The organism is Halorubrum sodomense (assembly GCF_900111935.1).
GTDB lineage: Archaea > Halobacteriota > Halobacteria > Halobacteriales > Haloferacaceae > Halorubrum > Halorubrum sodomense.
Genome location: NZ_FOYN01000002.1, coordinates 409978 through 434917, shown reverse-complemented (window position 1 = coordinate 434917; position 24940 = coordinate 409978). Strand labels below are relative to the sequence as shown.

At 72.5% G+C, this 24940-nt stretch carries 17 protein-coding genes; 10 read left to right on the top strand and 7 right to left on the bottom strand.

Features of this window, described 5'->3' with window-relative positions; translation table 11 throughout:
- Nucleotides 1-40: 40 nt before the first annotated feature.
- Complete coding sequence (locus BM286_RS07030) at nt 41-1705, bottom strand: VWA domain-containing protein (RefSeq protein ID WP_092920861.1); 1665 nt, start codon at nt 1703-1705, stop codon at nt 41-43.
- An 82-nt stretch (nt 1706-1787) separates the two neighbouring features.
- Nucleotides 1788-3230 carry a hypothetical protein gene (locus tag BM286_RS07025; RefSeq protein ID WP_092920860.1) on the bottom strand — a complete coding sequence of 481 codons (1443 nt, stop codon included), beginning with the start codon at nt 3228-3230 and terminating at the stop codon, nt 1788-1790.
- 170 nt (nt 3231-3400) lie between these two features.
- On the opposite strand from BM286_RS07025, the gene grpE reads away from it, so the two are divergent.
- Nucleotides 3401-5059 (top strand): nucleotide exchange factor GrpE, encoded by a 1659-nt coding sequence (gene grpE / locus BM286_RS07020; RefSeq protein WP_092920859.1) that lies wholly within the window; start codon nt 3401-3403, stop codon nt 5057-5059.
- Nucleotides 5060-5068: 9 nt separating this feature from the next.
- Here the strand turns inward: grpE and BM286_RS07015 are convergent, their stop codons facing one another.
- The gene (locus BM286_RS07015; RefSeq protein ID WP_092920858.1) at nt 5069-6670 is read right to left on the bottom strand and encodes an Hsp70 family protein; all 1602 of its coding nucleotides are present in this window, start codon (nt 6668-6670) and stop codon (nt 5069-5071) included.
- Between the two features lie 246 nt (nt 6671-6916).
- Between BM286_RS07015 and BM286_RS07010 the strand changes: the two genes are divergently transcribed.
- On the top strand, nt 6917-8905 hold the full coding sequence (locus BM286_RS07010) for a J domain-containing protein (RefSeq protein WP_092920857.1): 1989 nt from the start codon (nt 6917-6919) through the stop codon (nt 8903-8905).
- Nucleotides 8906-8927: 22 nt separating this feature from the next.
- Here the strand turns inward: BM286_RS07010 and BM286_RS07005 are convergent, their stop codons facing one another.
- The 4 genes from BM286_RS07005 to BM286_RS06990 form a co-directional block, all read right to left on the bottom strand.
- Nucleotides 8928-10346 carry a hypothetical protein gene (locus BM286_RS07005; protein WP_092920856.1) on the bottom strand — a complete coding sequence of 473 codons (1419 nt, stop codon included), beginning with the start codon at nt 10344-10346 and terminating at the stop codon, nt 8928-8930.
- A 6-nt stretch (nt 10347-10352) separates the two neighbouring features.
- Nucleotides 10353-13790: a tubulin-like doman-containing protein gene (locus tag BM286_RS07000; protein ID WP_092920855.1), complete on the bottom strand. Its 3438-nt coding sequence runs from the start codon at nt 13788-13790 to the stop codon at nt 10353-10355.
- Nucleotides 13791-13928: 138 nt separating this feature from the next.
- A complete protein-coding gene (locus tag BM286_RS06995; RefSeq protein WP_092920854.1) occupies nt 13929-16157 on the bottom strand; it encodes an outer membrane protein assembly factor BamB family protein in 2229 nt (742 codons plus the stop codon).
- Nucleotides 16158-16262: 105 nt separating this feature from the next.
- Nucleotides 16263-16853, bottom strand: coding sequence for a 50S ribosomal protein L15e (locus BM286_RS06990; protein ID WP_049931415.1), 591 nt, complete (start codon nt 16851-16853; stop codon nt 16263-16265).
- A gap of 572 nt (nt 16854-17425) precedes the next feature.
- Here BM286_RS06990 and BM286_RS06980 point away from each other — a divergent pair.
- The 8 genes from BM286_RS06980 to BM286_RS06945 are packed head-to-tail and all read left to right on the top strand — an operon-like array spanning nt 17426 to nt 24929.
- Nucleotides 17426-18532: a nicotinate-nucleotide--dimethylbenzimidazole phosphoribosyltransferase gene (locus tag BM286_RS06980; protein WP_092920852.1), complete on the top strand. Its 1107-nt coding sequence runs from the start codon at nt 17426-17428 to the stop codon at nt 18530-18532.
- On the top strand, nt 18529-19866 hold the full coding sequence (locus tag BM286_RS06975) for a cobyrinic acid a,c-diamide synthase (protein ID WP_092920851.1): 1338 nt from the start codon (nt 18529-18531) through the stop codon (nt 19864-19866). The genes BM286_RS06980 and BM286_RS06975 overlap by 4 nt, the downstream gene beginning before the upstream one ends.
- On the top strand, nt 19863-20882 hold the full coding sequence (locus BM286_RS06970; RefSeq protein ID WP_092920850.1) for a CobD/CbiB family cobalamin biosynthesis protein: 1020 nt from the start codon (nt 19863-19865) through the stop codon (nt 20880-20882). The genes BM286_RS06975 and BM286_RS06970 overlap by 4 nt, the downstream gene beginning before the upstream one ends.
- Nucleotides 20879-21691, top strand: coding sequence for an adenosylcobinamide-GDP ribazoletransferase (locus tag BM286_RS06965; RefSeq protein ID WP_092921340.1), 813 nt, complete (start codon nt 20879-20881; stop codon nt 21689-21691). The genes BM286_RS06970 and BM286_RS06965 overlap by 4 nt, the downstream gene beginning before the upstream one ends.
- Entirely contained in the window at nt 21691-22395 is a 705-nt protein-coding gene (locus BM286_RS06960) for an NTP transferase domain-containing protein (RefSeq protein ID WP_092921338.1), read from the top strand. Before BM286_RS06965 ends, BM286_RS06960 begins: the two co-directional genes overlap by 1 nt.
- Nucleotides 22392-23459: an aminotransferase class I/II-fold pyridoxal phosphate-dependent enzyme gene (locus tag BM286_RS06955; RefSeq protein WP_092920849.1), complete on the top strand. Its 1068-nt coding sequence runs from the start codon at nt 22392-22394 to the stop codon at nt 23457-23459. Before BM286_RS06960 ends, BM286_RS06955 begins: the two co-directional genes overlap by 4 nt.
- Nucleotides 23452-24192 (top strand): adenosylcobinamide amidohydrolase, encoded by a 741-nt coding sequence (locus BM286_RS06950; protein ID WP_092920848.1) that lies wholly within the window; start codon nt 23452-23454, stop codon nt 24190-24192. Before BM286_RS06955 ends, BM286_RS06950 begins: the two co-directional genes overlap by 8 nt.
- The gene (locus BM286_RS06945; RefSeq protein ID WP_092920847.1) at nt 24189-24929 is read left to right on the top strand and encodes a cob(I)yrinic acid a,c-diamide adenosyltransferase; all 741 of its coding nucleotides are present in this window, start codon (nt 24189-24191) and stop codon (nt 24927-24929) included. Before BM286_RS06950 ends, BM286_RS06945 begins: the two co-directional genes overlap by 4 nt.
- The last annotated feature ends 11 nt before the right edge of the window (nt 24930-24940 follow it).

The following is a 24940-nucleotide window of genomic DNA, read 5'->3' as shown; positions in this document are numbered from 1 at the left end:
GCGGTTCCGGTGTCGACCGGAGGCCGTTGACCGACCGCGATCACGCCGTCTCGATGTCGATGTCGATGGCGTCGGGGTCCATGTCGTCTCGCGTCGCAGTGACGGTCACCGTCCCCGGTTCCTCGAAGGCGAACGAGCAGTTCCCGGCGCGGTTCGTCGCCTTCGTCTCGCCGGCCGCCTCCACCGTCGCGTCGGCTAGCAGATCGCCGTCGAGGTTCCGAACGGTGAACGTCACCTCCTCGCCGACGTCGGTGCGCCACCGGCTCGGCTCGACGACGAGCGCCCCCTCCGTGTCGCTTCCCCCGTCGTCGGTTCCCTCGGTACCGCCGGGGGACGTCTCGATACCGCCGGGAGCGGTTTCGAGGCCCTCTGGAGACGTCTCGATGCCGCCAGGCGACGGTTCGATGTCGCTCGCCGGGCCGTCCGACGGCGCCTCGATGTCGACCGTGATCGTCTCTGTCGCGTCGCCGTCGGGCGCGGTCGCGGTGATCGTCTGCGGACCGGGGTCGGAGAGTTCGAGCTCCGCCCGCCCGGCGCGGTTCGTCTCCGCGCGCTCGTCGGCCGCCTCGACGGCCGCGCCCACCACGAAGTCGTTGTCCGCGGACCGCACCGTGACCGTCACCGTCTCGCCCGCTGGGAGGGCGTTGCGGTCGACGTCGAGGAACAGGGCGGTCTCCCGCGAGTCGACCGGCTCGGGGTCGGACTCGGCGCACTCGGGCGGCAGGTCGAACCGCTCCGGCACCGACAGCGTCGCCGTCGCGGCGTCGGTCCCGCGGTCCCCGTCGAACTCGACCTCGAGTTCGCGGGCGGTACCCGGCGGCGTACAGGTGTGGAACTCGATCTCGTACGTCGAGGTGAGGAGGTCCGTGATCCGCCTGAGCACCGACTCGAAGTTGTCCGTTCGGCCCATGCGCGTCTCGGAGATGTCCGTCCAGAATCCGCCGACCGCGGAGGTCAGCGACTTCGCGCTCGACCGGCGGTCCTCGACGTCCGGCGCGACGGAGACGAACGTCACCCCGGACGCACGGAGGTCCTCGGCCACGTCGTCGAAGGTGTAGTCGGAGACGTCGCTGCCGTCTCCGTCGAAGTGGGAGGGGGCGTCGGTGATGTCGACCATCACGCGCTGGGCGTCCGGCCGGTAGTCGAGGTCGAGCGCGCGTTCGATCGCGTCGAAGTTCCCTTCGGGGATCTCGCCGCCGCCGCTGGCGTACAGGTCGTCGACGTGCGAGGTGACGGTCTCCGCGTCGCGAGTGAACGCGGTCCGGACCGTGGGATCGTTTTTGAACGTCACGAGCGAGTAGCGCGCGTCCATCTCCCGAGCGTCTATCTCCTCGGTGAGGAACCTGACTCCCTCCTTCGCGCCCTCGATCTCGTCGGACATGCTCCCCGTGTCGTCGAAGACGAAGACGAGATCGAGCTCGTCGCCGAGGAACGTCACGCGTTCGAGGTCGGTCGGCTCGCCGTCCTCCCGAACGGCGAAGCTGTTCTTACCGAACCGCTCCACCCCCGGTCCCGGCGTGTCGACGTTGGCGTGGACGGTGACGTACGGATAGTCGTCGGTCGTGACGAGCGATGACCCGCCGCCGGTGGACTTCCCGAGGAGGGGGATCGGGTCGTCGTCGACCGCCCCGTCGCCCGAGCGTTCGATGCCGGTGTCGCTGGAGATGTTCGGGGGAATGAGCTCGATCGCTGGGCCGGATGTCATATCTGTCGTATGCGAGCGGGGTGACAAAAGAGTACGGCGAGGCGGTCGCGTGGGCGCGTCGAGGGAACCGAGCGCCGCCGTCTCACTCCGCCGACGCCGCCACGGCGTCGGTCATCCAACAGTCGTCGACGTCACCGAGCGAGCTATCGGTGTTCTCAGTCCCGCCGGGCACCCGCACGAGCCGGAACTCGTATCGGCCGGTGACGCTGCCGTTCTCCCGCGTGACGACCTCGATTTCGGCGGTTCCGTCGGCGATTTCCGGAGCGGAGTACTGTACGGCGTCGTACGTGAGCATCGGCGCGTACCGCGGCGTCTCGAACAGCTCGACGTACTGACCGATTGCGCCGACGATATCCTTGTTCTCCGGCGAGGCGAACGCTCGCACGGTCCGGATACCGTCGTTCGTCGCGTTGTCGTTGTAGCGGAGCGCGTTCATCTGGATCTGAACGACCTGAAGGGCGGAGCGGTCGCAGGTCGGGGAAAGCGCCGTGTTCCTGGCGGCTTCGCCGGTCGGGTCGCCGTCCGCGACCGCGACGGGGTTCGTGGCGTCGCCGCCCGCGGTCGACCCCTCGCTGCCGCCGGCGCTGCCGTCCGTCGGTCCGGTCGGGTCCGAGTCCCCCGGCGACCGTTCGGTCGTGCCGTCGTCCCCGACGCCGGCGACGCCGCCCGGACCGCCGATACCGGCGGTGCCGGCGGCGAACCCGACCCCTGCCGCCGCGACGAGGAGCGCGGCGGCGGCGACGACCGCGACGACGGTCCGCCGATCCGTTCGCTCGGTCAGCGCGTCGGCGGTGGATTCGGTCGCCGTCGCCCCGCCGCTCGGATCGTCCTCGGCGGTAGACCGGCTCGATCGGTCGTGAGTCCGCGCTTCCGCCGCCGAACCGACGTCGGTTCGGTCGGCGGGCGGAGAACCCGAAGCGACGACACCCCCTGCCGCGCCCGACGCGACTGCGCCCGTCGCCGCGTCGCCGTCATCGACCGCCGTTCCGTCGCCGTCATCGGCCGCCGTTCCGTCGCCGTCATCGGCCGCGCCGTCACCCGACTCGTCGCCGGCGACGCCCGCCATTCCGTCGCCTTCGTCGTCCGACGCGCCGGAGTCGTGATCGGCCGCGGCGTCGTACGTCGAGGACCGAACTGGGACGCCGAGAATTCGGTCTGCGATCGCGTTCGCCTCCGCGGGCGACACGGCGTACAGGAGCCGCTGTCGAAGGTCCGCCGGCGAAACGATCTCGGCGTCGGTCTCGGAGAGCCCGGCGTCGAGCAGCGATGCGCTCGCGACGACGACGGCGTCGACCGCGTCGACGGCGTCAACCGCGTCGCCACGCACTCTCTCGCCGGGATCGGCGACGACGAGCAGTTCGGTCCGGCTCCCGCCCTCCGTTACCGTGACTCGCGGCGGGTCGACGGCGACGGCGTCGGCGGTCGCCGCGTACGCCTCCCCGACGAGCGACGCAAGCCCGTCGCTGTCGAGCGACTCGAGTTCGGTTGCGAACGCGTCGAGGGGAATGGGGTTGCTCGCGGTCACCGGTGGATCGCCACGTAGTACCGTCGGTACGTGACGTGGTATCTTTGCTCTTGTGCCGGACGCCGTCGACCGCGCACCGAGATCCGGACGTCGTGGGGGATTTATGACATAGTGCCTCCACATAGCGCACGACACGGGACGATGGAGACAGGAATCCGTACACACGACAGATGGGAATCCGAACGTACATCACCCGACTCGTCCGCCTCGTCATGACCGGAGAGAACGGTGACGAGACGAGCGGAGAAAGCGGGGGGACATCGGCGCCGAACAGCGACGACGAACGAGCCGGTAACAGCGGAGCGGGACGGAGTGCGACCGACGCGGCGGAGTCGACGCCGGACGCGGTCGACGCCGAGAAGCCGGACGGGTCAGGACCGAACGAGACGGTGGCGACGGCGGCGTCGGGGGACGTCGATGACGAGACCGAAGCGGAAGACGCCGGCGAGTCCGCTACCGAAAACGAAACCGGAGACGCCGGCGAGTCCGCTGCCGACGGAGATCCCGATTCCGACGAGACTCACGCCGACGAGTCGGCCGACGGACCCGAGTCCGGAGGAGCGGGCGACGACAGAGAGACAGCGGACGACGGATCCGTCGAGAGCGACGATCGGGACGGCATCGGCGGAGGGAGCGACGCCGACGGCTCCGAACGGAACGTTGCCGAGACGACCGTCGCTGGCACCGCCGAGTCGGGACCGGACGGAGACGCGACGGACGCCGACACCGCCGACGGCGCGACGGACGCCGACACCGCCGACGGCGCGACGGACGCGACGGACGCGACCGACACGGGCGGGTCGAGCGACGCGGGCGACGGAGACGACGGCGAGTGGCAGCTCGGAACGATACTCTCCGCCGAGCGGCTGGAGGCCTGGGCGGCGGCCGCGGCGGACGACGTCGTCGGCGAGCGCCACGAGGAGATCAATCCGAGCCGGCACGACCCCGACCGGCTGGAGCGGAAGGTGCGCCGAATCGATCCGGACTCGATGGACGACGTGGAGCGCATCACCAGCCTGAGCCAAGAGGTGTTCCGCCGTCGCAAGGCGTACATCGCGGAACTCGAAGAGCGGGTCGCCGCCCTCGACGAGCGGGTGGAAGAGCTGGAGGCCGACTACGAACAGGAGGTCTCGCAGCTGAACTCGCTGATGGACCGGAAGGAGGATCAGATCGACGAGCTACAGACCTACGGCCATGAGTCGCTCGTCGGTCCCGTCATCTCGGAGGTGCGCTCGGATCTCGTCGGCGCCGTCTCCCACGACGATCCCGACGCCGTCCAAGAGGCAGCGGAATACGCCTTAGATGACCTTCACGACGTACTCCGGGCGCAGGGCGTCAGCCTGATCGAGCCGGACGAGGGCGAGTCGTTCGACAGGGACGCGCACCGCGCCGTGACGCGGGCCGAGGACCACCGTCCGGAGGGGACGGTCGTCAGCACCCAACAGCCCGGATTCCGAATCGAAGGCGAGGTGCGCGAGAAGGCGAACGTCGTCATCAGCGACGGGAGCGGAACGGCGCCCGGCGACGCGTCTGAACCCGAGGACGAGGCGGCGACCGAGCCCGACGAGACGAGCGACGGGAATGACGAGCGTATCGGAACCGACGAGGCGAGCGAGGAGAGCGGCGAACGTGCCGGAACCGACGAGGCGAGCGACGACGCGAAGCCGGAGGACCGGGAAACCGAAGCGGCGTCCGCCCGAAGCGAGGTCGAAGCCGATCGAGCCGCCGCCGACCGCGAGAGTACGCGGAGCGAAACGCGATCGGAATCGGAGGGCGACGACGAGCGAAACGGGAACGACGAGGCGGGTGCGGCCGAAAGAGACGGGTGAGCGGCCGATTTAGGCGATCCTGGGCAGCAGCGCGCGTATCTCCTCCACGCTCAGCTTTTCAGACTCGCCGGACGGGTTCATGTCGATGTGCGCTTCGCCGTCAGCGACCTCGTCGGCGTCGTCGGGGTCGATCAGGTCACCATCGACGACCGACTCGTCCCAAGCGTGTGCGCTCAACACGCCGTCCTCGTCGAGCTTGACCTGAACCGTGATCTCCGGCTCGTTTTTCGGCGCCTCGCGGATGTTCTCTAAGACGAACTCGGTTTTGAGTTCGAGGTCGCCGTCGTCGACCGTGTCACCTTCGCCCTGATACAGCTTGATGAGCGCCCGCGTCTGGTTGTCCTCGACCGTGGTGTACTCCCGCTCTTTGCGCTCCATCGTCGGGAGGTTCGAGTTGCTCTCGATGATGGTATCGATCTTCCCAGAAGCGAGTTCGATCCCGAGGTCGTCGGGGACGACGTTGCTAACGCGCACGTCCGAGGGGAGACCGCCACGGTCCTCGTCGTCGTCGTCTCCCTCGAGCGCCTTCTTCGGGTCGATGGAGTCGGCGAACACGCCGGCGCCGATGGCGACCGCCTCGTCGGGGTTCACCTCCTGGGAGGGCGTCTGTCCGAAGAACTCCTCGACGGCCTCCTTAACCGCGGGGATCTTCGTCGACCCGCCGACGAGCAGGACGGTGTCGACGTCGTCCGGCGACATGTCCTGGCTTTCGAGGGCCGTCTCGCTGAACTCGACGGTCCGCTCGACGAGGTCGGCCGTGATCTCCTCGAACTGCTCGCGGGAGATCTCGATGTCGACGTTCTCGCCCGAGATCGTCCCGGAGTCACGGAACGTCGCGGTGTTCCGGGAGGAAAGCTGCTCTTTGATGTCCTTGGCTTTCCCCTTCAGCTGGAGGAACGCCCCTCTGTCGTCGGTGACATCGACGCCCGTCTCGTCTTCGATCTGTTCGGCGATCCACTGAGCGAGCGCCTCGTCGAAGTCGTCGCCCCCGAGCTCCTGTTCGCCCTCGGTGGCGACGACGTCGTAGAACCCGTCCTCGTGAGAGACGTCGACGAGACTGATGTCGAAAGTGCCGCCACCGAGGTCGTAGACCGCGACCCGCTCGATGTCCTCGTCGCGGTCGCGCAGCCCGTAGGCGACGCAGGCCGCGCTCGGTTCCGGGAGGAGTCTGAGGACGTTGACGCCCGCGAGTTCGCCGGCGCGCCGGGTCGCGGCGCGCGCGTTCTCGGGGAAGTCGGCAGGGACGGTGATAACCGCGCCGTCGGGCGCCTCGCCGAGCGAGCCCTCGGCGCCCGCCAAGACCTTCTTCAGAATGAGCGCGGAGATCTCCTCGGGCGCGTACTCCGTCATCTCGTAGCTGTCGTCGTCGATCGTGACCGTGTGGTCGTCGTCGACCATGTGTCGCTTGATCGACGAGACCGTGAGGTCCGGATGGCGCTCCATCAGGTCTGCGGCCATGTTGCCGACGATGACCTCGTCGTCTCCCGGCTCGAAGGAGACGACGGAGCGGATGGTCCGGTCGCCCTCGATGTCTAAGATCTCCTCGCGATCGCCGATGAGCGTCGAAGCGGCGCTGTTCGTCGTCCCCAAGTCAATGCCGATCGAAGTCATATACCAGTCAATCGATCCGGGTGAAGCATCATTAATGTATGGGGGTCGGACAGTTCGTTTCAGTGGACGGAACGCGAATCGTGCGGGGAGCGTCCGCGGTCCCCCGTCGGGATTTCCTCGATCGGTGACCGGGGTCGCGGCGCGAGGAAGATAGTTTCTTATCGGCGGAGGAACACACGTCTGACGAGCGTCGACGCGGCGGGAGAGAGACGGGAACTCGCCGCGCGACACACACCTGACAACAGCATGGTCTCGTTCGACTTCGAGCCGATGGCGGACAACCCCTACGACCGGCTGGGCGTCTCGCCGGAGATGAGCGACCGCGAGATCAAACGGGCGAGCATGAAGGCCCGGGCCAAGTACCAGCCCGACAAGTACCCGGAAGACGAGAAGGAGTGGGCGAGAAAGCGGCTGTACCGCATTCAGGATGCCGTCGACGCCATCGAGTCGGAGACCGCGGAACACCCGTCAGGCGACCGCGAAAGCGGTACCGGGTCCGGCTCGACGGACCCGGACGTGGTCCGCCTGAGCGCAGCGGTGGAGCCGACGTCGACGACCGTCTTCGATCCCGTGACGGTGCGCGCGACCGACGGCGCCGGCGAACCGGTCCCCGACGTCGACGTGAGCGCACCCCGGATCGACCCGAAAACGACGGACAGCCGCGGCGAGGCGTCCGTCGAGTTCGACGCGGCGGGCACGTACGCGGTGACGGTCGACCGCTCGGACGGCGACCGGACGTACGTGAGCGACAGCGCCGCGGTGGAGGTCGACCGGATCGACGTCGACCTATCGCTCGATCTCGACGCCGAGACGCTCTCGACCGACGACTCGACGATGGCCACCGTCACCGACGAGGAGGGCGATCGGATCGAGGACGTGACGGTCGAGACCTCGCGGGGAGGCCGGTACGAGGCACCGACCGGTCGAACCCGGGTCTCGTTCGACGAGCCCGGAACGGTGGACCTCACCGCGCGGAAGTCGCGGACGGACGCGTACCGGTACCGCGAGGCGACAACGACCGTCGAGGTCGAACCGCCGTCGCGAGAGCCGGTCGGGCTCTCGATCGACGCGGCGACCCGGTCTCCGACCGTCGGTGATTCGGTCGGGTTCGCCGTGACGGCCGACGGCGACCCGGTACCGGGAGCGACCGTGTCCGGCGCCGGCGACGAAGCGACGACCGACACGCGCGGCGAGTGTCACCTGACACCGGCGGAGACCGGCGAAGAGACCGTGACCGCTCGGAAAACGGACGGAGACCGCTCGTACCACGCCGCGAGCGTCTCGATCGAAGTAGCGCCGGCGCCGACCGAGCTCTCGTTGGTGCTCGACCGGACGGTGGTCGATCCCGGGGAGGTCGTTTCGGTTGTCGCCGTCGACGGGGACGAGAACCCGGTGCCGAACGTCACGCTGGAGACGGACACCGGCGACGAGTACTTCCTCGACGACGGCACCGGCCGAGTCACCCTGTCGACGCCCGGGGAGGTGAAGCTCGCGGCGACCGTCCGCGACGGCCACGGCGAGTCGACGGGGACTGCCGCGACGACCGTCAGGGTGCGGGAGCACGCCGACGGGGACGACGGAACGGCGGGCGGCGAGCGGGACGCGGCCGCCGAAGCGGGGGACGACGGGGGGCGGAGCGGGAGCGGAGAGGCGACGAGCGCCGCCGAGTCGGACGGGAGCACCGAGGCGGCGACCGACGGATTTCGCGGCGAGACGTCCGGTGGGGCGTTCGCCCCGGACCCGGGCGCCGAGGCCGCGGTCCGGATCGAGCGGAGCACGGACCGGATCGCCGTCGACGAGACCATCGAGTTCACCGTCGTCGACGCGGACGGGGAGCGGGTCGACGGAGCGAGCGTCGAGATTCTCGAAACGGGCGAGATCGGCACGGCTGAGGGCGGGACGTGGTCGTACGGTCACGACGAGGGAGGCCTCTACACCGCGGTCGCGACCGTCGAGGACGACGGCCGAACGCTGGAGTCGGAGGAGACGAAGTTCAAGATCCGCGATCCGACCGGCGGCGGGGCGGAGGAACCGGACCGAACGGGAGGAACGGAAGGGGGGACGCTGGGCGACGTCGGCCCCGAGGCGGCGAAGCCGCTGTTGCTCGTCGGCGTCGTCGCGCTGATGGCGTCGTTCGCAGCCCCGGCCGCGTTCGGAACGATAGGCTACCTGGCCGTCGCCGGGGCGGGCGGCGCGCTGGTCCTCGCCGCCGTCGCGTTCTTCGCGGCGGCGTGAACGTCGGGCACCGCGAACCGGCTCAGGCGTCGCGGACGGCGCGCCACAGCCGGTCGGCGCCCGCCAACCCGTCATCGACGGCCGTGGCCTCGCTCCGTGAGACGACGACCGGCGTCTCCGGGAACGGCGCGTCCTCGCCGAGCCCCGAGCAGAGCAGTCCGAGCCGATGTGCGACCTCGGTCCTGAGTTCGGGGCTGTCGATCGTCGTCCCGCCGTACACGGACTCGAAGTACGTCAGCGCGGTCTCGCCGCCGGTCGCGACGACGACGACCGTCGGGTCTCGCCCGCGCGTCGCCTCGACGAACCGCCGGTACCGATCGAGGAACGCCGCCGCCCCGACGTCGTCGTCGTCGACCGCGGGGTCGAACGCGCGCCGTATCGGCTCTCGGTCGAGGGGGACCGCGAGCAACACCACGTCGAAGGTGAGCAGCCGGTCGACGAACGTCAGCGGCGTTTCGCGGGTGACGGCGCGCCGAACCCGGTGCGCGAGCAGCGATCCGCGGCCGCCGTCGGTCGACTCCGCCGCCCGGGCCACCTGTTCGTCGAGGAGGTGGCGGTTCGCGTATCCCGACGTCGAGACCGAGGTCCAGTTGTCGAACCACCCCCCGGCGTGAACGTTGAACGCGATCTCGTCGGTCGCGGCCGGCACCGTTCGGCCCGCCGCGAGGTTCGACGAGAGCCGATTCAGCTCGGCCTCTCCCGCGGAGACGACCGTCCGGTACCGGTCGTCGACGTGAGCGAACAGGCCGCAGACGACGAGGGTCTCGGCGCTCCGGTTCGGGCTCAACACCGCGACGTCGCGCCGGTCGCGGTACTGGATGAGGAAGCCGACGAAGCCGACGAACGCGACCGAGACCGCGAGGTCGACGACGGCGGTCGCGGCCGAGGGGGTCCCGGAGAGCGTCGCGTCGAGGAAGCCGACGACCGCGAACCCGACGGCGGCCGCGAACAGCGCGCCGGCCGCCAGCGGAAACTCGCGGCGGCCGACGCCGAGCGCGTCGTGCCCGGTGAGGGCGGCGACCGCCTTGTCCGCGGCTCCGATCAGGGCACCGACGAGGAGCCCCGCAGCTCCCCACGGCGCGTTCGCGACCCAGTCGATCCGGCCGCCGAACCACAGTCCGTTGTACCACACCGTCGCCAACAGGGGACCGGCGGCGGCGGCGAGCAACAGCGCCTGAACGAACTTGGTTCGGTCGAGCGCGAACACCGCGAGCAGTCCGGCGCCGATCCCCAGCGGGAACACGACCGCGCTTTCGAGGGTCAGCGGCGTCGCGCCGACGACGAACCGGACCACGGTGCGACCGACCCCCTCGGCCGTCCACGCGCGGACGAGCATGTCCGTGAGCGGCGTTACCGTCGCGACGACCGCGACCGTCGACCCGACGAGCAGCAGGACGTCCGACAGCTTCCGGTTGCCGATCCGGACGTTTTCGAGATTCATCCGTCGTTACGAGTTGCCCAGGTCCTGCGTGCTCTCGAACCCGACGAACTCGTACCGGTCGAGCAGTTCGTCTCTGAGCGCGTCCGGATCGCCGAGGTTGTTCAACACGAGGAGCCTGTCGTCGACGCCGACGTCGAGGTTCAACAGCGCGGCGCGGTAGAGGTACGCGCCGTCGTTCCCGTCGTCGATCAGCCGGTGACCGTCGACGCGACCGGCGTCCAGTCCGTCGATTCCGTGGGCGTGTCGGTTGATCATGTGGCGTCCGGGCTCGCCGCCGAGCTCCGCCTCGTACTTGTCTTTCAGCCCCTTCCCGCTCTGCTCGAACACGTCGACGTTGTCAAGCATCACCCCGCCGAGGAACACCGTGAGCGTGAGGTCCCAGGCGCCGCCGAAGCGGGCGCGGTTCCAGTATATCGGGTCCACCTGTCCGAGCGTGTCCCCGAGCATGGCGTCGACGGCGTCGAACGCGTGTTTCGCTCCGGTCCCGTAGCTGGTGTTCTGGTCGATCGCGCGGCTCATCAGCGAGATCGCGGCGCGGTACTCGTCGTACTCGTCGCGCGCCGGATTCTCCTCGGGAACGGCGAGGAGCGGGTTCCGGAGCGGCAGCAGGTGGTTCTCGATCCGCTCGGTGAACGACCGTAACGAGGACTGTAGCGTGCTGTCGTCGCGGGCCCAGAAGTTCGTCTCGCCGATGTTGTCGCTGCTGAGCAGCTCGCCGGGGTCGTCGGGGGACGCGCGGGTGACGTACATCCCCTCGTCCCGCTCGTCGCCGTCGACCTCGGAGATCGACGAGGGGTCCATGACGTCCTCGGCCAGTCCGGCGAACCCGCTTCCGCGTTCGAGGAGGTCCGTCGCCGCCGTCACCCACTCGATCTCGCGTTCGACCGCCCGTAGGCGAGCGGCCCCCTCCTCGCGCTCGCGTTCGAGGTCACCGAGGTACGCCGCGTGGAACGTCTCGAACACCGCGCCGCCGGGAGCGACGAGCGACTCCAGCGCCGCCTCGACGTCGCCCCCGTCGAAGGCGTCGGCGATCGCCGGCTCGTCGACGTCCGCCCGAGGGATCTCGAACCCGGACAGTCGGTCGGGATCGTCGAGCGACGCGCGGGTGGCCTCGGCGAGCAGCGCGCCGGGGTCGACCTCGCGGTCCGCGAGGAACGACGGGACCGACGCGGCGATCTCGTCGACCGGGTCGAGGTCGTCGAGGGCATCCAGTCGGCGGTCGATCTCCGTCGTTCGAAGGCGCCCGGACGTCTCCGGACGCTCGTCCCACTCGGGGATGAACGCCATGTCGAGGTCGCTGCGCTGCGCGCCGCGGTACTGCTCCGCGTGGTTCCGCTGGAGCTCCTCGGTGTCGGGACCGCGACTGAGCAGCCCGCCCTCCGAGTCGCGGAGGAACTCGCGTTTCGCCTGCCAGAGGTACGCGACCTCGTCGCGGACCGCCGAGCCGCGGAGCGGCGCGAGCCCGCAGGACTCCAGGAGCTCGTTGAGTCGCTCGAACTGCGTCTCCGAGAACTCGACGCGGGGTTCCGCGGGGATGTCGTCGGTCGACGTCGCACCCTGTGCGACCCCCGCGGCGCCGTCGAGCGCCGTCTCGAGGTCGCCGAGCAGCTCCCGGATCTCGGTCTCGTACTCCGAGAGGTTCGCGAGCGTCTCCGCGTCGTCGCTCACCGCGGTCACCCACTCGTCGAGCTGCGCGTCGCGTTCGGCCTCGAGCGCGTCCGCGAGCTCGTCGAGGTCGTGGAGCTGCGTCTCGAGGCGCTTGCGCTCGCCGTCGAGCTCGTCGAGGTCGCCTTCGAGGCCGGTGTCCCGGCTCAGCTTAGTGTCCTCGCTGAGCGCGTTGCCGAGCGCGCCGGCGACGTCGGTGGTCGTGGCGACCGCGGCGGCGGTCGTGGCGTCGCCGGCGTCGAACGACACCGAATCGAGCTCGCTCAGCATGTTCTTCGCACACAGGAGGTCCCGACGGCGCTCGATCGCGTCGATCTCCTTCTCGTAGAGCGCCAGTAGCCGGGTGTCCTCGGGCTTGTCCTCGCCGGTGTTCGGCGTGACGACCGTGCCGGTCTGTTCGGGGAACCCGTTGACGATCGCCCGCTTTCGACGGCTCTCGGAGACCTCGTCCGGGTCGATGTCGGCGGCGTCGACCGCGTACTCCTTGGCGGCTCGGATGTCCTCGCGGAGCTCGTCGGTGACCGTACAGCCGATGCTCGGCAGGACGCGGAGGCTGACGAGTTCTTCTAAGGCGTCGATGCGGTTGCTGAGCGAGGTCACCTCTTCCTCAGTGAGGCCGTACCGCGAGTCCGTTCCGCGACCGTTGTACTCGCCGTACACGTCCGTCCCCGGTCCGTCTCCGTGGTACGTTTCGAGGAACGACTCGAACTCGTCGTGGAGCTCCGACTCGGTCGAGAGCAGCTCTTCCCTGTTGCCGTAGAACTCCTCTAACCGCGCCTTCGCCTGCTTGATCACGCCGCCCTCGTACTGGAGCACCTGCGGAGCCGCGACGGTGAACGGCGCGAACGACGGCGGCCCGCCGGAGCCCTTGACGCTGAGCTCGTTCCGCGCGTTCCCCTGAAGGGTGTAGTAGCTGAGTATCGAGCGGATGATCGCCTCGTCGAAGTCGCCCTCGTCGGCGTCCGACAGCTGCGGGATGAGGACGATGCTCTCGAAGAGGTTCTGATCGGTCAACGAGAGGTACTCCAGCTCGGAGAGCGCGGCGTAGGCGTTCGCGCCGCGGTCGTCGTCCTCGTCTTCGTGCGGCAGCACCGCGAACAGCGTCACGTCCGGGAAGCCGTGGTCGCGCTTGAGCGTCTTCGCGATATCGAGGAACGTTCCGGCGCCCGTGCCGCCGCCGAGCCCGACAACCATCGCGACGTCGCTGGTGCTGGACACCGAGTTGCGGACCCCTTCGAGCGGATCGGCGGTCCCGATCTGCGCCATGCCGTACAGCGCCTTGCTGAGCGCGCGGCGGCGGAACACGCCGCCGCCGAAGTCGTCGTACGGGTCGATCATCTCGTCGTCGAGCCACCAGCAGGAGATGCCCGTCTGCTCGCTGACCCGCCGGACCTTGTTCTCGCTGAGGAGGTGTCGCGCCTTCGTCGTCGCGTCCTCGACGAGGTTCACGTAGGAGAGAGAGGGACCGCGGACCGGGTCGGGATGGTCGTCCTCGCGTTCCGCCAGCAGCTCGTTGATCCGGTCGACCCGGGGGCGGTCGACGTTCGCCTCGTCCGTGTCCGTGTCGACGACGAACGCGTCCATGCGAATCTGTTGGTGCCGGTTGGCGCTGAGCCCCTTCGGCTCGAGTACCTCGTCGATAAGCCACGTGCGGAGGTCGTCATCGGTGAGATCGGCGGGCGTGTCGACGTCGAGGGCGGTCGGCGCGAAGAGCTTGTAGACGAGCTCCTTGCCGCCACCCCCGATACCGACGATCTGATCTGGGGTCTCGTATCGCATGGACGAGTGATGTGTGTAGCGCGATATATAGGTTGGGCACCGACGAGATTCGGGCGACCGCCCCCGGATCTGCGACGCGCCGGGTGGCGTTCGTTTCAGTCGCCCGGTAGGAACCGCGTCACCAGCGCGTTGCGCCCTTCAGCGCGAGAATTTACCGGCGATCCCCGCGAACTTCTCCGGGTAGCGGATGTACAGCGTGCCGGTTATCAGCCCGGCGCCGATGGTGCCGTCGACGGTGGCCCGCGCCCCCCAGTACGTCCGGCGCGCCTCGACCGCCGCGGCGCGGGCGCGCTCGAAGTCGGCCTCGTCGTACGCCGCCCGCGCGGACGACAGCTGATCGCCGTACCCGTAGACCTCGGCGACCACGTCGGCCGCGGCGTGGCGGCTCACGCCGGCCGCCGCGTCGATGGCCTCGCGGGCGCGTCTCGCCGCCTCGCGCCGGGCGCGCAGTCGGGCCACCGCCCCCGTCGCCAGATCGGTCGCCGCCTCGTAGTCGCCGGCGTCGTACGCGCTCCGGGCCTCGTCGCGGGCGCTCCGAACGTCCTCGACCGGGACGCTCTCGGGGGTCGAGTCGATGGCGTCGCTCAGCGCCGCGAGCGCCTCGTCGGCCTCCGCGGCGGCCTCGACGGTCGCGTTGAGCGCGTCGAGCCCCTCGGTCGCCGCGGACTCGGCGTCCTCGAACGCCTCGCGGTCGAACGCCCGCTCGGCCTCCGCGAGACGCGCCTCGGCGTCGGGAGTGACGAGGGACGCGTTGTCCGCCAGCGCGGCCGACAGCTCCTCGACCCGCGCGGCCGCGGCCTCCCGGGTCGCGCGCCGTCGTTCGAGCGCGTCGAGCCCCGCCGCCGCCAGCGACGCCGCCGACTCGTAGTCCCCCTCGGCGTACGCGTCCTCCGCGGCCGCGAGGCGGTCGGCGCTCTCGGTCGGATCGAACGCTTCCGTCGCGGCAACTTCGGCCGAAAGCTCCTCGATACGCGCTTGCGCCGTGGCGCGCACCTGCCGCGTCTCTTCCAGCGTCCCGCGGGCGTCGTCGGCGAGCCGCTCGGCCGCGTCGTACGACCGGTCGACGAAGGCCGAAGCCGCCTCACGGTACGCGGAGACGATATCGGCGGGCCGCGAGGTGCGCCGGCCGTCGACGAGTGCGCGCTGGAGCGCGGCGACGCTCTCGCGGGCCGACACCGACGCCGGGTCGTAGAGCCCGGCGACGCCCCCGTCGCCGTGGACGACGAGCGACGCGGCGCCGACGACGATCTCGCTCACCGGCGTCCCGGTCGGGGTGTCGACGGTCCACTGCTCGGAACCGCTCTGGTAGTCGTAGGCGTGGACGGTTCCGTCGCGGTCGAGGAAGACGGCCGCGTTGCCGGCGAGGCTCGGCCCGGAGAAGACGAAGTGGTCCAGCGTGCTCGACCAGAGCTCGTCGCCCGATCCGGCGACGATTCCGAACACGTTCGACCGGTCGTCGGCCGCCACGATGTACCCGTTGAGGTGCGCCGGCGGGACCGAGTACCCCTCAGCGCCCTCGTGACGCCACGCCTCCTCGCCGGTGTCCAGATCGATCGCGACGAGCGACCCGACGGTCGTGGCGACGACGGCGTAGTCCCCCGCGATTATCGGCGCGACCCGGACGCGTTCCTCGACGAAGTTCTCCCAGTCGTCGCCGCCGTCGCCCCCCCAGCTCCGCACGTGGCCGGTGTCGGTGGCGACGACGATCCGCGACCCGTCGACCGCGACGCGTCCCTCGGCCTCGCCGTCGCCGGAGCCGACCGTCTCGGCGGCCCCTCCCGCGACGTCGACCCGGACGACGTCGCCGTTCGCGAGCCGCGTGATCGCGGCGTCACCGACCCCGACGAGGTCGCCGGGCGTCGCCGACAGCTCGATCGACCGCGCGCGCTCGCCGTCGCCCAGCCGGTGGGCGGCCACCCGATCGGCGTGCGGGACGAGGACGTGGTCGCCCGCGATGGCGGGCGCGGCGACCGGCGGCGATGAGAGCAGCCGGTTCCACGCGACGTCGCCGTTCGGGTCCTCCACCGCGACGAGCCGCCGACGACCGGTGAACACCACGCGACCGGCGGCCGCGAGGGTGTGCCCCGGGTCGTACGTCCGGAGGTCCTGATGATGCCACTCGACGTCGACGGAGTCGGGGACGATGTACTCCGCGGAGCCGACGCCCGCGTTGTGCGGGCCACCGCCGCGGGACGTCCACGCCGTCGGCGACGCGCCCGAGCCGAGGTCGATCTGGGCGACGCCCGTTTCGGGCGGCTCGAGCCGCGATCGAGACGGAGCGCCGGTGGACGATCCGACCGCGCCGCCGCCGACCGTCGCGAGCGCGGCCGCGTCGCGAAGCAGATCCCGGCGGCTTCGTCGAACCATACGGCGACATGGGAATCGCTCCGAATAAGCGTTGCCCGGCGATTCCGCTCGCCGATAACGGCGGTCGGAACGGAACGGGAGGGCGTCGAAGCGAAACCGAGGGCGTTACTTGCCCTGCCGGTCGTTCGAGGTGACGCTCGGGCGCGTCTTCTCGGTGCCCTTGCCGCGCTTGCGCTGGCCGCGGCCCTTGGTGCCGGCGGAGGTGAGCCCGCGGTACGCGCGGCCCTTGTGGTCGTCGGAGCAGATCCAGTTCAGGTCGTCGTCGTTCTCGATCGCGGGGTGGGCGGGGTCAACGAGGATAACCTCGTGCCACTTCTGGGAGCCGTCCTCACCGACCCAGTAGGAGTTGAGCACGCGGAGGTTGCGGTACTTCCGCGAGGCGCGCTCCTCGGCGATGCGCTGGATCGACTTGCGCCGCGAGACGCGGTTGACGCCCTGGCGTTTCGAGCGGCGGCCCGCCTTGAAGCGCTGCTTGCGCGAGCCGCCCTTCCGGACGCTCACGCGGGCGACGATGACGCCCTGTTTGGCCTTGTAGCCCAGTTCGCGGGCCTTGTCCAGCCGGGTGGGGCGCTCGATGCGCTCGATCGCGCCCTGATCGCGCCACTCCTGTTTGCGCTGCCACTGCAGCTCCGCCAGTTTCCCCTCCTTGGGGGACCGCCACGCCTCCTTGATGTGCGAGTAGAAGCTTCGTGCCATTGTGTGTCCGCGGACGGTTGCGATTCAGCCGCGAGGGGCCACATATCGTCTCGTCCCGGGGCGCGCGGCGGCCGATCCGACCGCGGTCCCGGCGGCGAGTGCCCGCTGTGTCCGCACCAGCGAGTTAGCGAGAATACCCGCGGTCCGCCCTTAACCGCTTCGCTCCGCGGGTCGCGTGCGGAGATGTGGCACGCGGAGAGCGGAGGCGGACGGACGGGCGGTCTCTTCCGGGGTCGCGCGGTCGGACGGGCCGTTCGCAAACGCGCGCTCGGCTTATGTTGCGGGGACCGCGACGGATCCGTGGGCGCGGACGGTCGCGACCGCCGGCGTTCCGGCCGAGCGCGCGTCCGCGTCGTGGCGTTCCGGTCGACCGCCGAGCCGTTCCCCCGGGGCGGTCGACCCCCGCGCCGAGCGGACAGAGGCACACGCCGCGGTCGCCGACCGCGCCGCGGCCCGCACGCTCTGAGACCGCCCCGCGTCGATCGATTAAAGTTCACTTGTATCGATGAACCGCTAGTGGTACACATCGACGACGCGTCGGGACGCCGCGGGCTCGACGGAGGGGGTTCCGGATGGGCGACGTGAGGCTCGTCGTCGTCGCCGGAACGACCGAGACGGCCGCGATCGACGGGATCAGCGCCGCGGGCGCCGACCCGGAGCTGCGCGTCCACACGCCGAGCGCCGACCTCGAAATCGTCGAGGCGGGGCGCCCCGCGCCGGACTCCCCCGTGCCGGTGAGCCCGAACGGCTGTCCGACGCCCGCGGTCGTCACCCGCGCGGTCCGCGAACTGCTCGGCCCCGAGTCGCTCCCCGTCGAGTTCCTCGACGCCGGACTCGGAGCGCCCACCGCGGCGACGGTCCGGGACGTCGGCGCCGCACCGGGCGGCGACGTCCGCGACCCGGAACCGGTTCCGGAGGCGGCGACCGTCTTCGAGCGCGCCCGGGCGTCGGCCCCCGAACTCGCCGGGGCCGGCGAGGGCGGCGACGGATCGGCCGCCGAACTGCTCGTCGCGGAGACGATCCCCGGCGGGACGACGACCGCGCTCGGCGCGCTGACCGCGCTCGGCGAGCGCGCCGCGGTCTCCTCGTCGCTGCCGGCGAACCCGATCGAGCGCAAGCGGCGCGTCGTCGCCGAGGGGCTGGACGCGAGCGGCGTCGACCCGGGCGGCGCGGCCGGCGAGCCGATCGAGGCGGTCCGGCTGGCCGGGGACCCGGTCCTCGCCGCGGTCGCCGGCCTGATCGTCGGCTGCGCGGAGACCGGGATCGGCGTCACCCTCGCGGGCGGCACGCAGCTCGCGGCCGCGGCGGCGCTCGCCCGACACGCCGGCGTCGACCGCCCGCTCCCGCTGGCGACCACGTCGCTGGTCGCCGACGACCCGACCGCCGACCTGCCCGCGCTCGCCGCCGACCTCGACCTGACGCTCGCGGCGGCCGACCCCGGGTTCGCCGAGGGCGACCACCCCGCGATGGCGGCGTACGCCCGCGGCGAGGCGAAGGAGGGCGTCGGCATGGGCGGCGCGCTCGCGCTCGCGGAGCGCGCCGGCGTCGCCGACGCCGCCGTCCGCGACCGGATCGCCGCCGTGACCGACCGCCTGCTCGCGGAGCGCGCGCCGGGCGACGGGAGCGGCGACGCGGAACCCCGCGGTTCGGCCCCGTCGAACGGGGGCGGTCCGCGGTGAGGGGACTCGTCCTCGCCGGCACGGCCTCCGGCGTCGGCAAGACCGTGGCGACGCTCGCGGCGCTGCGCGCGTTCGAGGCGGCGGGGCGGACCGTCCAACCGGCGAAGGCGGGCCCGGACTTCATCGACCCGAGTCACCACGTTCGGGTCGCGGATCGACCGTCGCGGACGCTCGACCCGTGGCTTCAGGGTGAGGGCGGGCTCCGGCGGAACTACGCCCGCGGCGACGGCGACGTCTGCGTGATCGAGGGGATGATGGGGCTGTACGACGGCGACGCGGCGAGCACGGCCGGCGTCGCCGCCGCGCTCGACCTGCCCGTCGTCCTCGTCGTCGACGCGAGCGCCGGGATGGAGAGCGTCGCGGCGACCGCGCTGGGGTTCGCGGCGTACGCCGACCGCACGCCGCACGAGGTCGACGTGGCCGGGGTGATCGCCCAGCGGGCGCACGGCGGCCGCCACGCCGACGGGATCCGCGAGGCGCTCCCCGACGAGCTCGCCTACTGCGGCCGGGTCCCGCCCCGCGAGGACCTGGAGATCCCCGACCGGCATCTCGGACTCCGGATGGGCGAGGAGACGCCGCTCGACGAGGCGGCGCTCGACGCCGCCGCCGAGACGCTCCGGACGGACCGGCTGCTCGACATGGCTCGGGAGCCGACGCCGCCGACGGACGACCCGGCCGCCGGGAAGACCGGCGAGGGCGACGGCTCCGGTGCCGGCGACGAACCTCCGCGGATCGCGGTCGCGGACGACGCCGCGTTCCGGTTCGTCTACCCGGCGACCCGCGAGCGGCTCGCCGAGCGCGCGACCGTCGTCCCGTTCGCGCCCGCGGCCGGCGACGACCTCCCGCCCTGCGACGGCGTCTACCTCCCCGGCGGCTACCCGGAGCTCCACGCCGCGGCGCTCGCCGAGGGGCCCGCGCTCGGGTCGATCGCGGACGCCGCGGCCGAGGGCACCCCCGTCCTCGGCGAGTGCGGCGGGCTGATGGCGCTCGCCGAGACGCTGACGACGGTCGACGGCGAGACGCACGAGATGGCGGGCGTCCTCCCCGCGAGCGTCGAGCGGCGCGAACGATATCAGGCGCTCGACCACGTCGAACTGCGGGCGCGGCGGGACGCGCTCACGGCGAGCGCCGGGGAGCGGCTCCGCGGTCACGAGTTCCACTACTCCGCGGCCGACGTCGCCCCCGACGCCCGGTTCGCGTTCGACGTGGAGCGCGGGACCGGGATCGACGGCGATCGCGAGGGACTCGTCGAGCACCGCACCCTCGGCACGTACTGTCACCTCCACGCCGCGAGCGGGGCGTTCGACGCGTTCCTCGACGAGGTGAAAGGGTGACGGGGGCCGGCTTCCTCCCGGCCCCGGCCGTCACGCTCCTCGCCCCGCTTCTCCTCGCGGTCGCGCTGGACCTCGCGTTCGCGGAGCCGCCACGGCGGATCCACCCGGTCGCGCTGTTCGGGCGCGTCGTCGCGCCGTTCGACCGGGAGTGGGCCCGTCCGGGGCTCGTCGGCGTCGCGGTCGCGGTCGCGCTCCCGCTCGCCGCGGCCGGGGTCTGCGGCGGGAGCGTCGCGCTCGCCGCCGAGTACGGGCCGCAGACCGGCGGCGTTCCGGTCCTCGCCGTCGCGGTCGCGGCCGCCGTCTGCTTCTCGGCCGCAAGCCTCCGGATGCTGTGCGACGTGACGGGCGAGGTCGTCGCGGAGAGCGAGGGGGACCCGGACGCGGCCCGCGAGTCCGTCCGGGCGCTCGTCGGGCGCGACCCCGCCGCCCTCTCGCCGGGCGACCTCCGGAGCGCCGCGGTCGAGAGCGCGGCCGAGAACCTCGCGGACGGGTTCGTCGCGCCGCTCGGCTGGTTCGTCGCCGGCGCGACCGGCGCCGTCGCGCTCGGGGCGGCCGGCGGCCTCCCGGCGACCGCGGCGGGCGCGCTGGCCGCGGGGGTCGCCGCCGCGGCGTGGGCGAAGGCCGTGAACACGCTCGACTCGATGCTGGGCTACCGGTCGAAGCCGGTCGGCCGGGCGAGCGCCCGCCTCGACGACGCCGCCATGTTCCTCCCGGCGCGGGCCGCGGCGTGCTGTCTCGCCGTCGCCGCCCGGTCGCCCGGGAGCCTGCGGCGCGCGCGGTCGCTGGCCCGCGAGCCCGCCTCCCCGAACTCGGGATGGCCGATGGCGACCGCCGCGGTCGCGGTCGGCGTCCGCTTGGAGAAGCCGGGCGCGTACGTCCTCGCCGGGGGGTCGGAGCCGCCGACGCCCGCTGCCGCCCGCGACGCCGTGCGGCTCGTCGGCGCCGCCGGCGGCGTCGCGGTCGCGGCCGCGACGGGGTGGCTCCTCGCGCTCACGGGGGTGGTCGCGTGGTCGTGAGCCGCGCGGTCGCGGCGCTTCGCGGGGCGCTCGGGTTCTGCTCGCGGGTCCCCGTCGGCGGCGGCGAGGGCGACTGGGAGGCGTTCCGCCGCGCGCCCGCGGCGATGCCGGCGGTCGCCTACGCGCTCGGCGGCCTGATCGCGCTCCCGGTCGTCGCGGCGGCGCTGGGACCGGTCCGGGTGCCCACTCCCACGTTCGCGGCGGCGTTCCCCGCGTGGATCTACCTCGTCACCGGGATCACGCACCTCGACGGCGTCGCGGACCTCGGGGACGCCGCGGTCGTCCACGGCGACGCCGACCGGCGACGCGAGGTCATGAAGGACTCCGCGCTCGGCGTCGGGGGGACGCTCGCGCTCGCGTTGACGGTCTTCGCCGTCGCGGCCGCGGGGACGGTGACCGTCGACCTCGCCCGTCTCTCGCTCGTCGACGCCGTCGCCCTCGTGGTCGCCGCCGAGGTGGGCGCGAAGGCCGCGACGGCGACGCTCGTCTGCGTCGGGGAGGCCCCCCACGAGGGGCTCGGATCCGCGCTGACCGGGGAGTCCGGCCCGCGCGCGCTCGGCGGCGTCGCGCTCGCGACGGCCCCCGCCGCGCTGTTCGGCGCGTCGGCCCTCCTCGCGGGCGGCGGCGCGTTCGGGACCGCCGTCTCCCCGGCCGCGACCCTCGCCGCCGCGCTCGCCGTCGCCGGGGTCGCGTACGCCTGGGCGAACGCGCGCCTCGGCGGGGTCAGCGGCGACGTCCTCGGCGCGACGAACGAGGTGGCCCGCGTCGTCGGGCTCCACGCGGGGGTGATCGCGTGGACGCTCTCGTGATGTGCGGCGGCCGGGGGACGCGACTCGGCGACGGCGAGAAACCGCTCGCGGCGGTCGCCGGGCGGCCGATGGTCGACCGCGCGCTCGACGCCCTCGCCGCGAGCCGCGTCGAGACCGCGTACGCGGCCGTCTCGCCGCACACCCCGCGAACGCGAGAACGACTGGTCGAGCGCCAGAACGGTGGCGGGACCGAGCCGGAACCGGAGCCGCTCGAACTCGCCGTCGTCGACACGCCGGGCGACGGGTACGTCGCGGATCTTCAAGCGGCGCTGGCCGAGGGACCGACGGCGCCGACGCTCGCCCTCGCGGTCGACCTCCCGCTGCTCGACGGGGCGACCGTCGACGCGGTCCTCGACGCCCACGCCGCGGCGGCCGCCGACGCGCTGTCGGTCCGCGTGCTCGCGGCGCGCAAGCGGGAGCTGGGCGCGAGCGCCGACGCCGCGACCCGGTACGAGGAAACGCCCGCCGATCGCGTCCCCGCCGGCGTCAACGTCGTCGGCGCGCTCGACGGCGCGGGCGACGAGGCCGTCCGCGCGACCCGCGACGCCCGCCTCGCCGTCAACGTCAACCGCCCGGGAGACCGCCGGCTCGCCGAACGGATCCTCGCCGGCGACCCGGACGCGCCCGCGCTCCCGAGCGGCGGGGTCGACTGGCTCGACGCGGGCGACGCTGGCGCGGCGTCCGGTGGGGGTGACGCGCCGTGAACCGCGAGCGCGCGGCGGCGCTCGGCCGCGAGCCGCACGGGAGCAGCGACGACCCCGACCTGCTGGACTTCAGCGCGAACGCGAACCCCGAGGTCCCCGAGGGGGTCGAGCGCGCGTACCGCGCGGCCTTCGAGGCGGCGCGGACGTATCCGCCGGAGCCGCCCGAGGCGTTCCGGCGGGCCGCGGCCGACTACGTCGACTGCGACCCGGAGCAGGTCGTGCCGACGCCGGGCGGGCTGGCGGCGATCCGGGCCGCGGTCGCGCTCGCGGTCGACGAGGGGGACACCGCGCTGCTCCCGGCGCCGAGCTTCGGGGAGTACGCCCGCGAGGTCCGGCTCCGGGGGGGCGAGCCGGCGTTCGTCGACGCCGAACGCGTCCTCGACGCCGACCCGAGCGGCCACGCGCTCGCGGTCGTCTGTACGCCGAACAACCCGACCGGAACCGCCTACGACCGCGACGCGCTCCTCGCGTTCGCGGAACGCTGTCGCGCGGCCGGGGCCGTCCTCCTCGTCGACGAGGCGTTCCTCGGGTTCACCGAGCGCGCGTCGCTCGCGGGGAGCGACGGCGTCGTCGTCGCGCGGGCGCTCACCAAGCTGTTCGGCCTCCCCGGGATCCGGACCGGCTTCGCTGTCGCGACGGGCGACCTCGGCGCGGCGCTACGGGGCGCCCGCCGGACGTGGAACCTGAGCGCCCCGGCGCTCGCGACCGGCGAGTTCTGCCTCCGACAGGACGAGTTCGTCCGCGAGACCCGCGAGCGCGTGCGGCGGGAGCGCGAGCGGCTGCGCGACGCCCTCGCCGAGCGGTACGACGTGGCCCCCTCCGAGGCGCCGTTCCTCCTCCTCGACGTCGGCGACCGCGACGTCGACCGCGTGATCGAGCGGGCCCGCGAGCGGGGCGTCGCCGTCCGCGACGCGCGGTCCTTCCGCGGCCTCGACGCGCACGTCCGGGTCGCGGTGCGCCGCCCGGCAGAGAACGACCGCCTCCTCGCGGCGCTCGGCGTCGGCGGTGGCGGGGCCGGGGAGGGCGGGTCGGACGGTGACGGAGGGGTGGAGAGCGATGTTTGAGGCGACAGTTCGCGAGGGCGTCCTCCGGCTCCGGCGACCGGGGACGCGCTGGCTCTCGACGGGGTGGGACGGCGGGCGGTCGCGGGCGGCGGCCGCGTACAACGTGACCGTCCCGGCGGGGTTCGACCGGACAGACCTCGCGATCTACCGCGACGAGCGGCTGGCGCGAGCGGAGTTCGGAGCGAAAGAACGCACGGACGCCGACCGCGACGCGCCGCCGACCCTGTTCACGGGCGTCTCGATGGACCACGCCCGGGGCGCGCGGCTCGGACCGGTCGTCGCGTACGCGACCGTCGGGCTCTCGAACCCCGCGATGCTGCCGACGGAACCGGCGGCCGCGGCCGAGTCCCGCGAGCCGACGGGCGACACCGAGACCCCGCCGGAACCCGGAACGGTCAACCTGATCCTCGGGACGACGCGGCGGCTGGCGCCCGGGGCCGCGGCGAACCTCGTCGCGGTCGCGGCCGAGGCGAAGGCGGCGACGCTGCTCGCGGCGGCCGGGGTCCCGGGAACGACGAGCGACGCGGTCGTCGTCGGCGACGACCCGACAGGCGAGCCCGCCGAGTTCTCGGGCAGCGCCACGGCGGTCGGCGGGGCGGCCCGCGCCTGCGTCCGGGACGCGGTCCGCGCGAGCCTGCGGTCGCGGTACCCGGACGGCGACGTGCCCGGGTCGGCGGCGGACGCCGAACACGGCGTCGTCACCGACGAGCGGGCGGAGGTTTTCGACCCATGACAACGACCCACGACGACACGGACGACACGGACGAGGCACCGAGCGACGACGACCGGGCGCCGACGGACGGCGACTCAGCCGCCCGAACCCCGGGCGGCGGCGCGGCGCCCGAGCCGCGGCCGATCGAGCCGGCGGCGCCCGAGGAGTTCGGGCTGGTCCAGGTCTGGTGGGGGGACGGCAAGGGGAAGACCACGGCGGCGATGGGGATGGGCTTCCGGGCAGCGGGCCACGGCTACCGCGTCCACATGCTCCAGTTCATGAAGGGCGGCGCGGACAGCGTCGAGGGCGTTCGCGGCGAGTACAACGCGATCGCGGCCGTGCCGGGGTTCTCCTACGAGAACGCCGGCCACTACGGCTGGCACGGCCTGCTCGACGGGTCGGCGGACGACGAACACGAGGCGAAGGCGACGGCCGCCTTCGAGCGCGCGGAGGCGCTCGTCGCGGGCGCGGCCGACGCGGACCTGACCGACCCGCTCCCGCTCGACGGCGAGCCCGAGGACGGCGTCCACATGCTGATCTTCGACGAGCTGCTGTACGCGGCCGACCGCGGGCTCGTCGACCCCGACGACGTGGTCCGTCTCGTCGAGTCGAAGCCGGACGACCTCGAACTCGTCCTCACCGGGAGCCACGCCGAACCGGAGTACCTCGACGGCGTCGCCGACCTGATCACGAACGTCCGCAAGGTCGCGCACCCGTTCGACGACGGGCAGCGCGCTCGGCGGGGCACGGAGTACTGAGGATGGAGGCC

Bases quoted from the DNA above. Each gene is read 5' to 3' on its own strand.
- BM286_RS07010 (WP_092920857.1), top strand. From the start codon at position 6,917: ATGGTCTCGTTCGACTTCGAGCCGATGGCGGACAACCCCTACGACCGG.
- grpE (WP_092920859.1), top strand. From the start codon at position 3,401: ATGGGAATCCGAACGTACATCACCCGACTCGTCCGCCTCGTCATGACC.
- BM286_RS06950 (WP_092920848.1), top strand. From the start codon at position 23,452: ATGTTTGAGGCGACAGTTCGCGAGGGCGTCCTCCGGCTCCGGCGACCG.
- BM286_RS06980 (WP_092920852.1), top strand. From the start codon at position 17,426: ATGGGCGACGTGAGGCTCGTCGTCGTCGCCGGAACGACCGAGACGGCC.
- BM286_RS06990 (WP_049931415.1), bottom strand. From the start codon at position 16,853: ATGGCACGAAGCTTCTACTCGCACATCAAGGAGGCGTGGCGGTCCCCC.
- BM286_RS06995 (WP_092920854.1), bottom strand. From the start codon at position 16,157: ATGGTTCGACGAAGCCGCCGGGATCTGCTTCGCGACGCGGCCGCGCTC.
- BM286_RS06945 (WP_092920847.1), top strand. From the start codon at position 24,189: ATGACAACGACCCACGACGACACGGACGACACGGACGAGGCACCGAGC.
- BM286_RS07015 (WP_092920858.1), bottom strand. From the start codon at position 6,670: ATGACTTCGATCGGCATTGACTTGGGGACGACGAACAGCGCCGCTTCG.
- BM286_RS07005 (WP_092920856.1), bottom strand. From the start codon at position 10,346: ATGAATCTCGAAAACGTCCGGATCGGCAACCGGAAGCTGTCGGACGTC.
- BM286_RS07000 (WP_092920855.1), bottom strand. From the start codon at position 13,790: ATGCGATACGAGACCCCAGATCAGATCGTCGGTATCGGGGGTGGCGGC.
- BM286_RS06960 (WP_092921338.1), top strand. From the start codon at position 21,691: ATGTGCGGCGGCCGGGGGACGCGACTCGGCGACGGCGAGAAACCGCTC.
- BM286_RS07030 (WP_092920861.1), bottom strand. From the start codon at position 1,705: ATGACATCCGGCCCAGCGATCGAGCTCATTCCCCCGAACATCTCCAGC.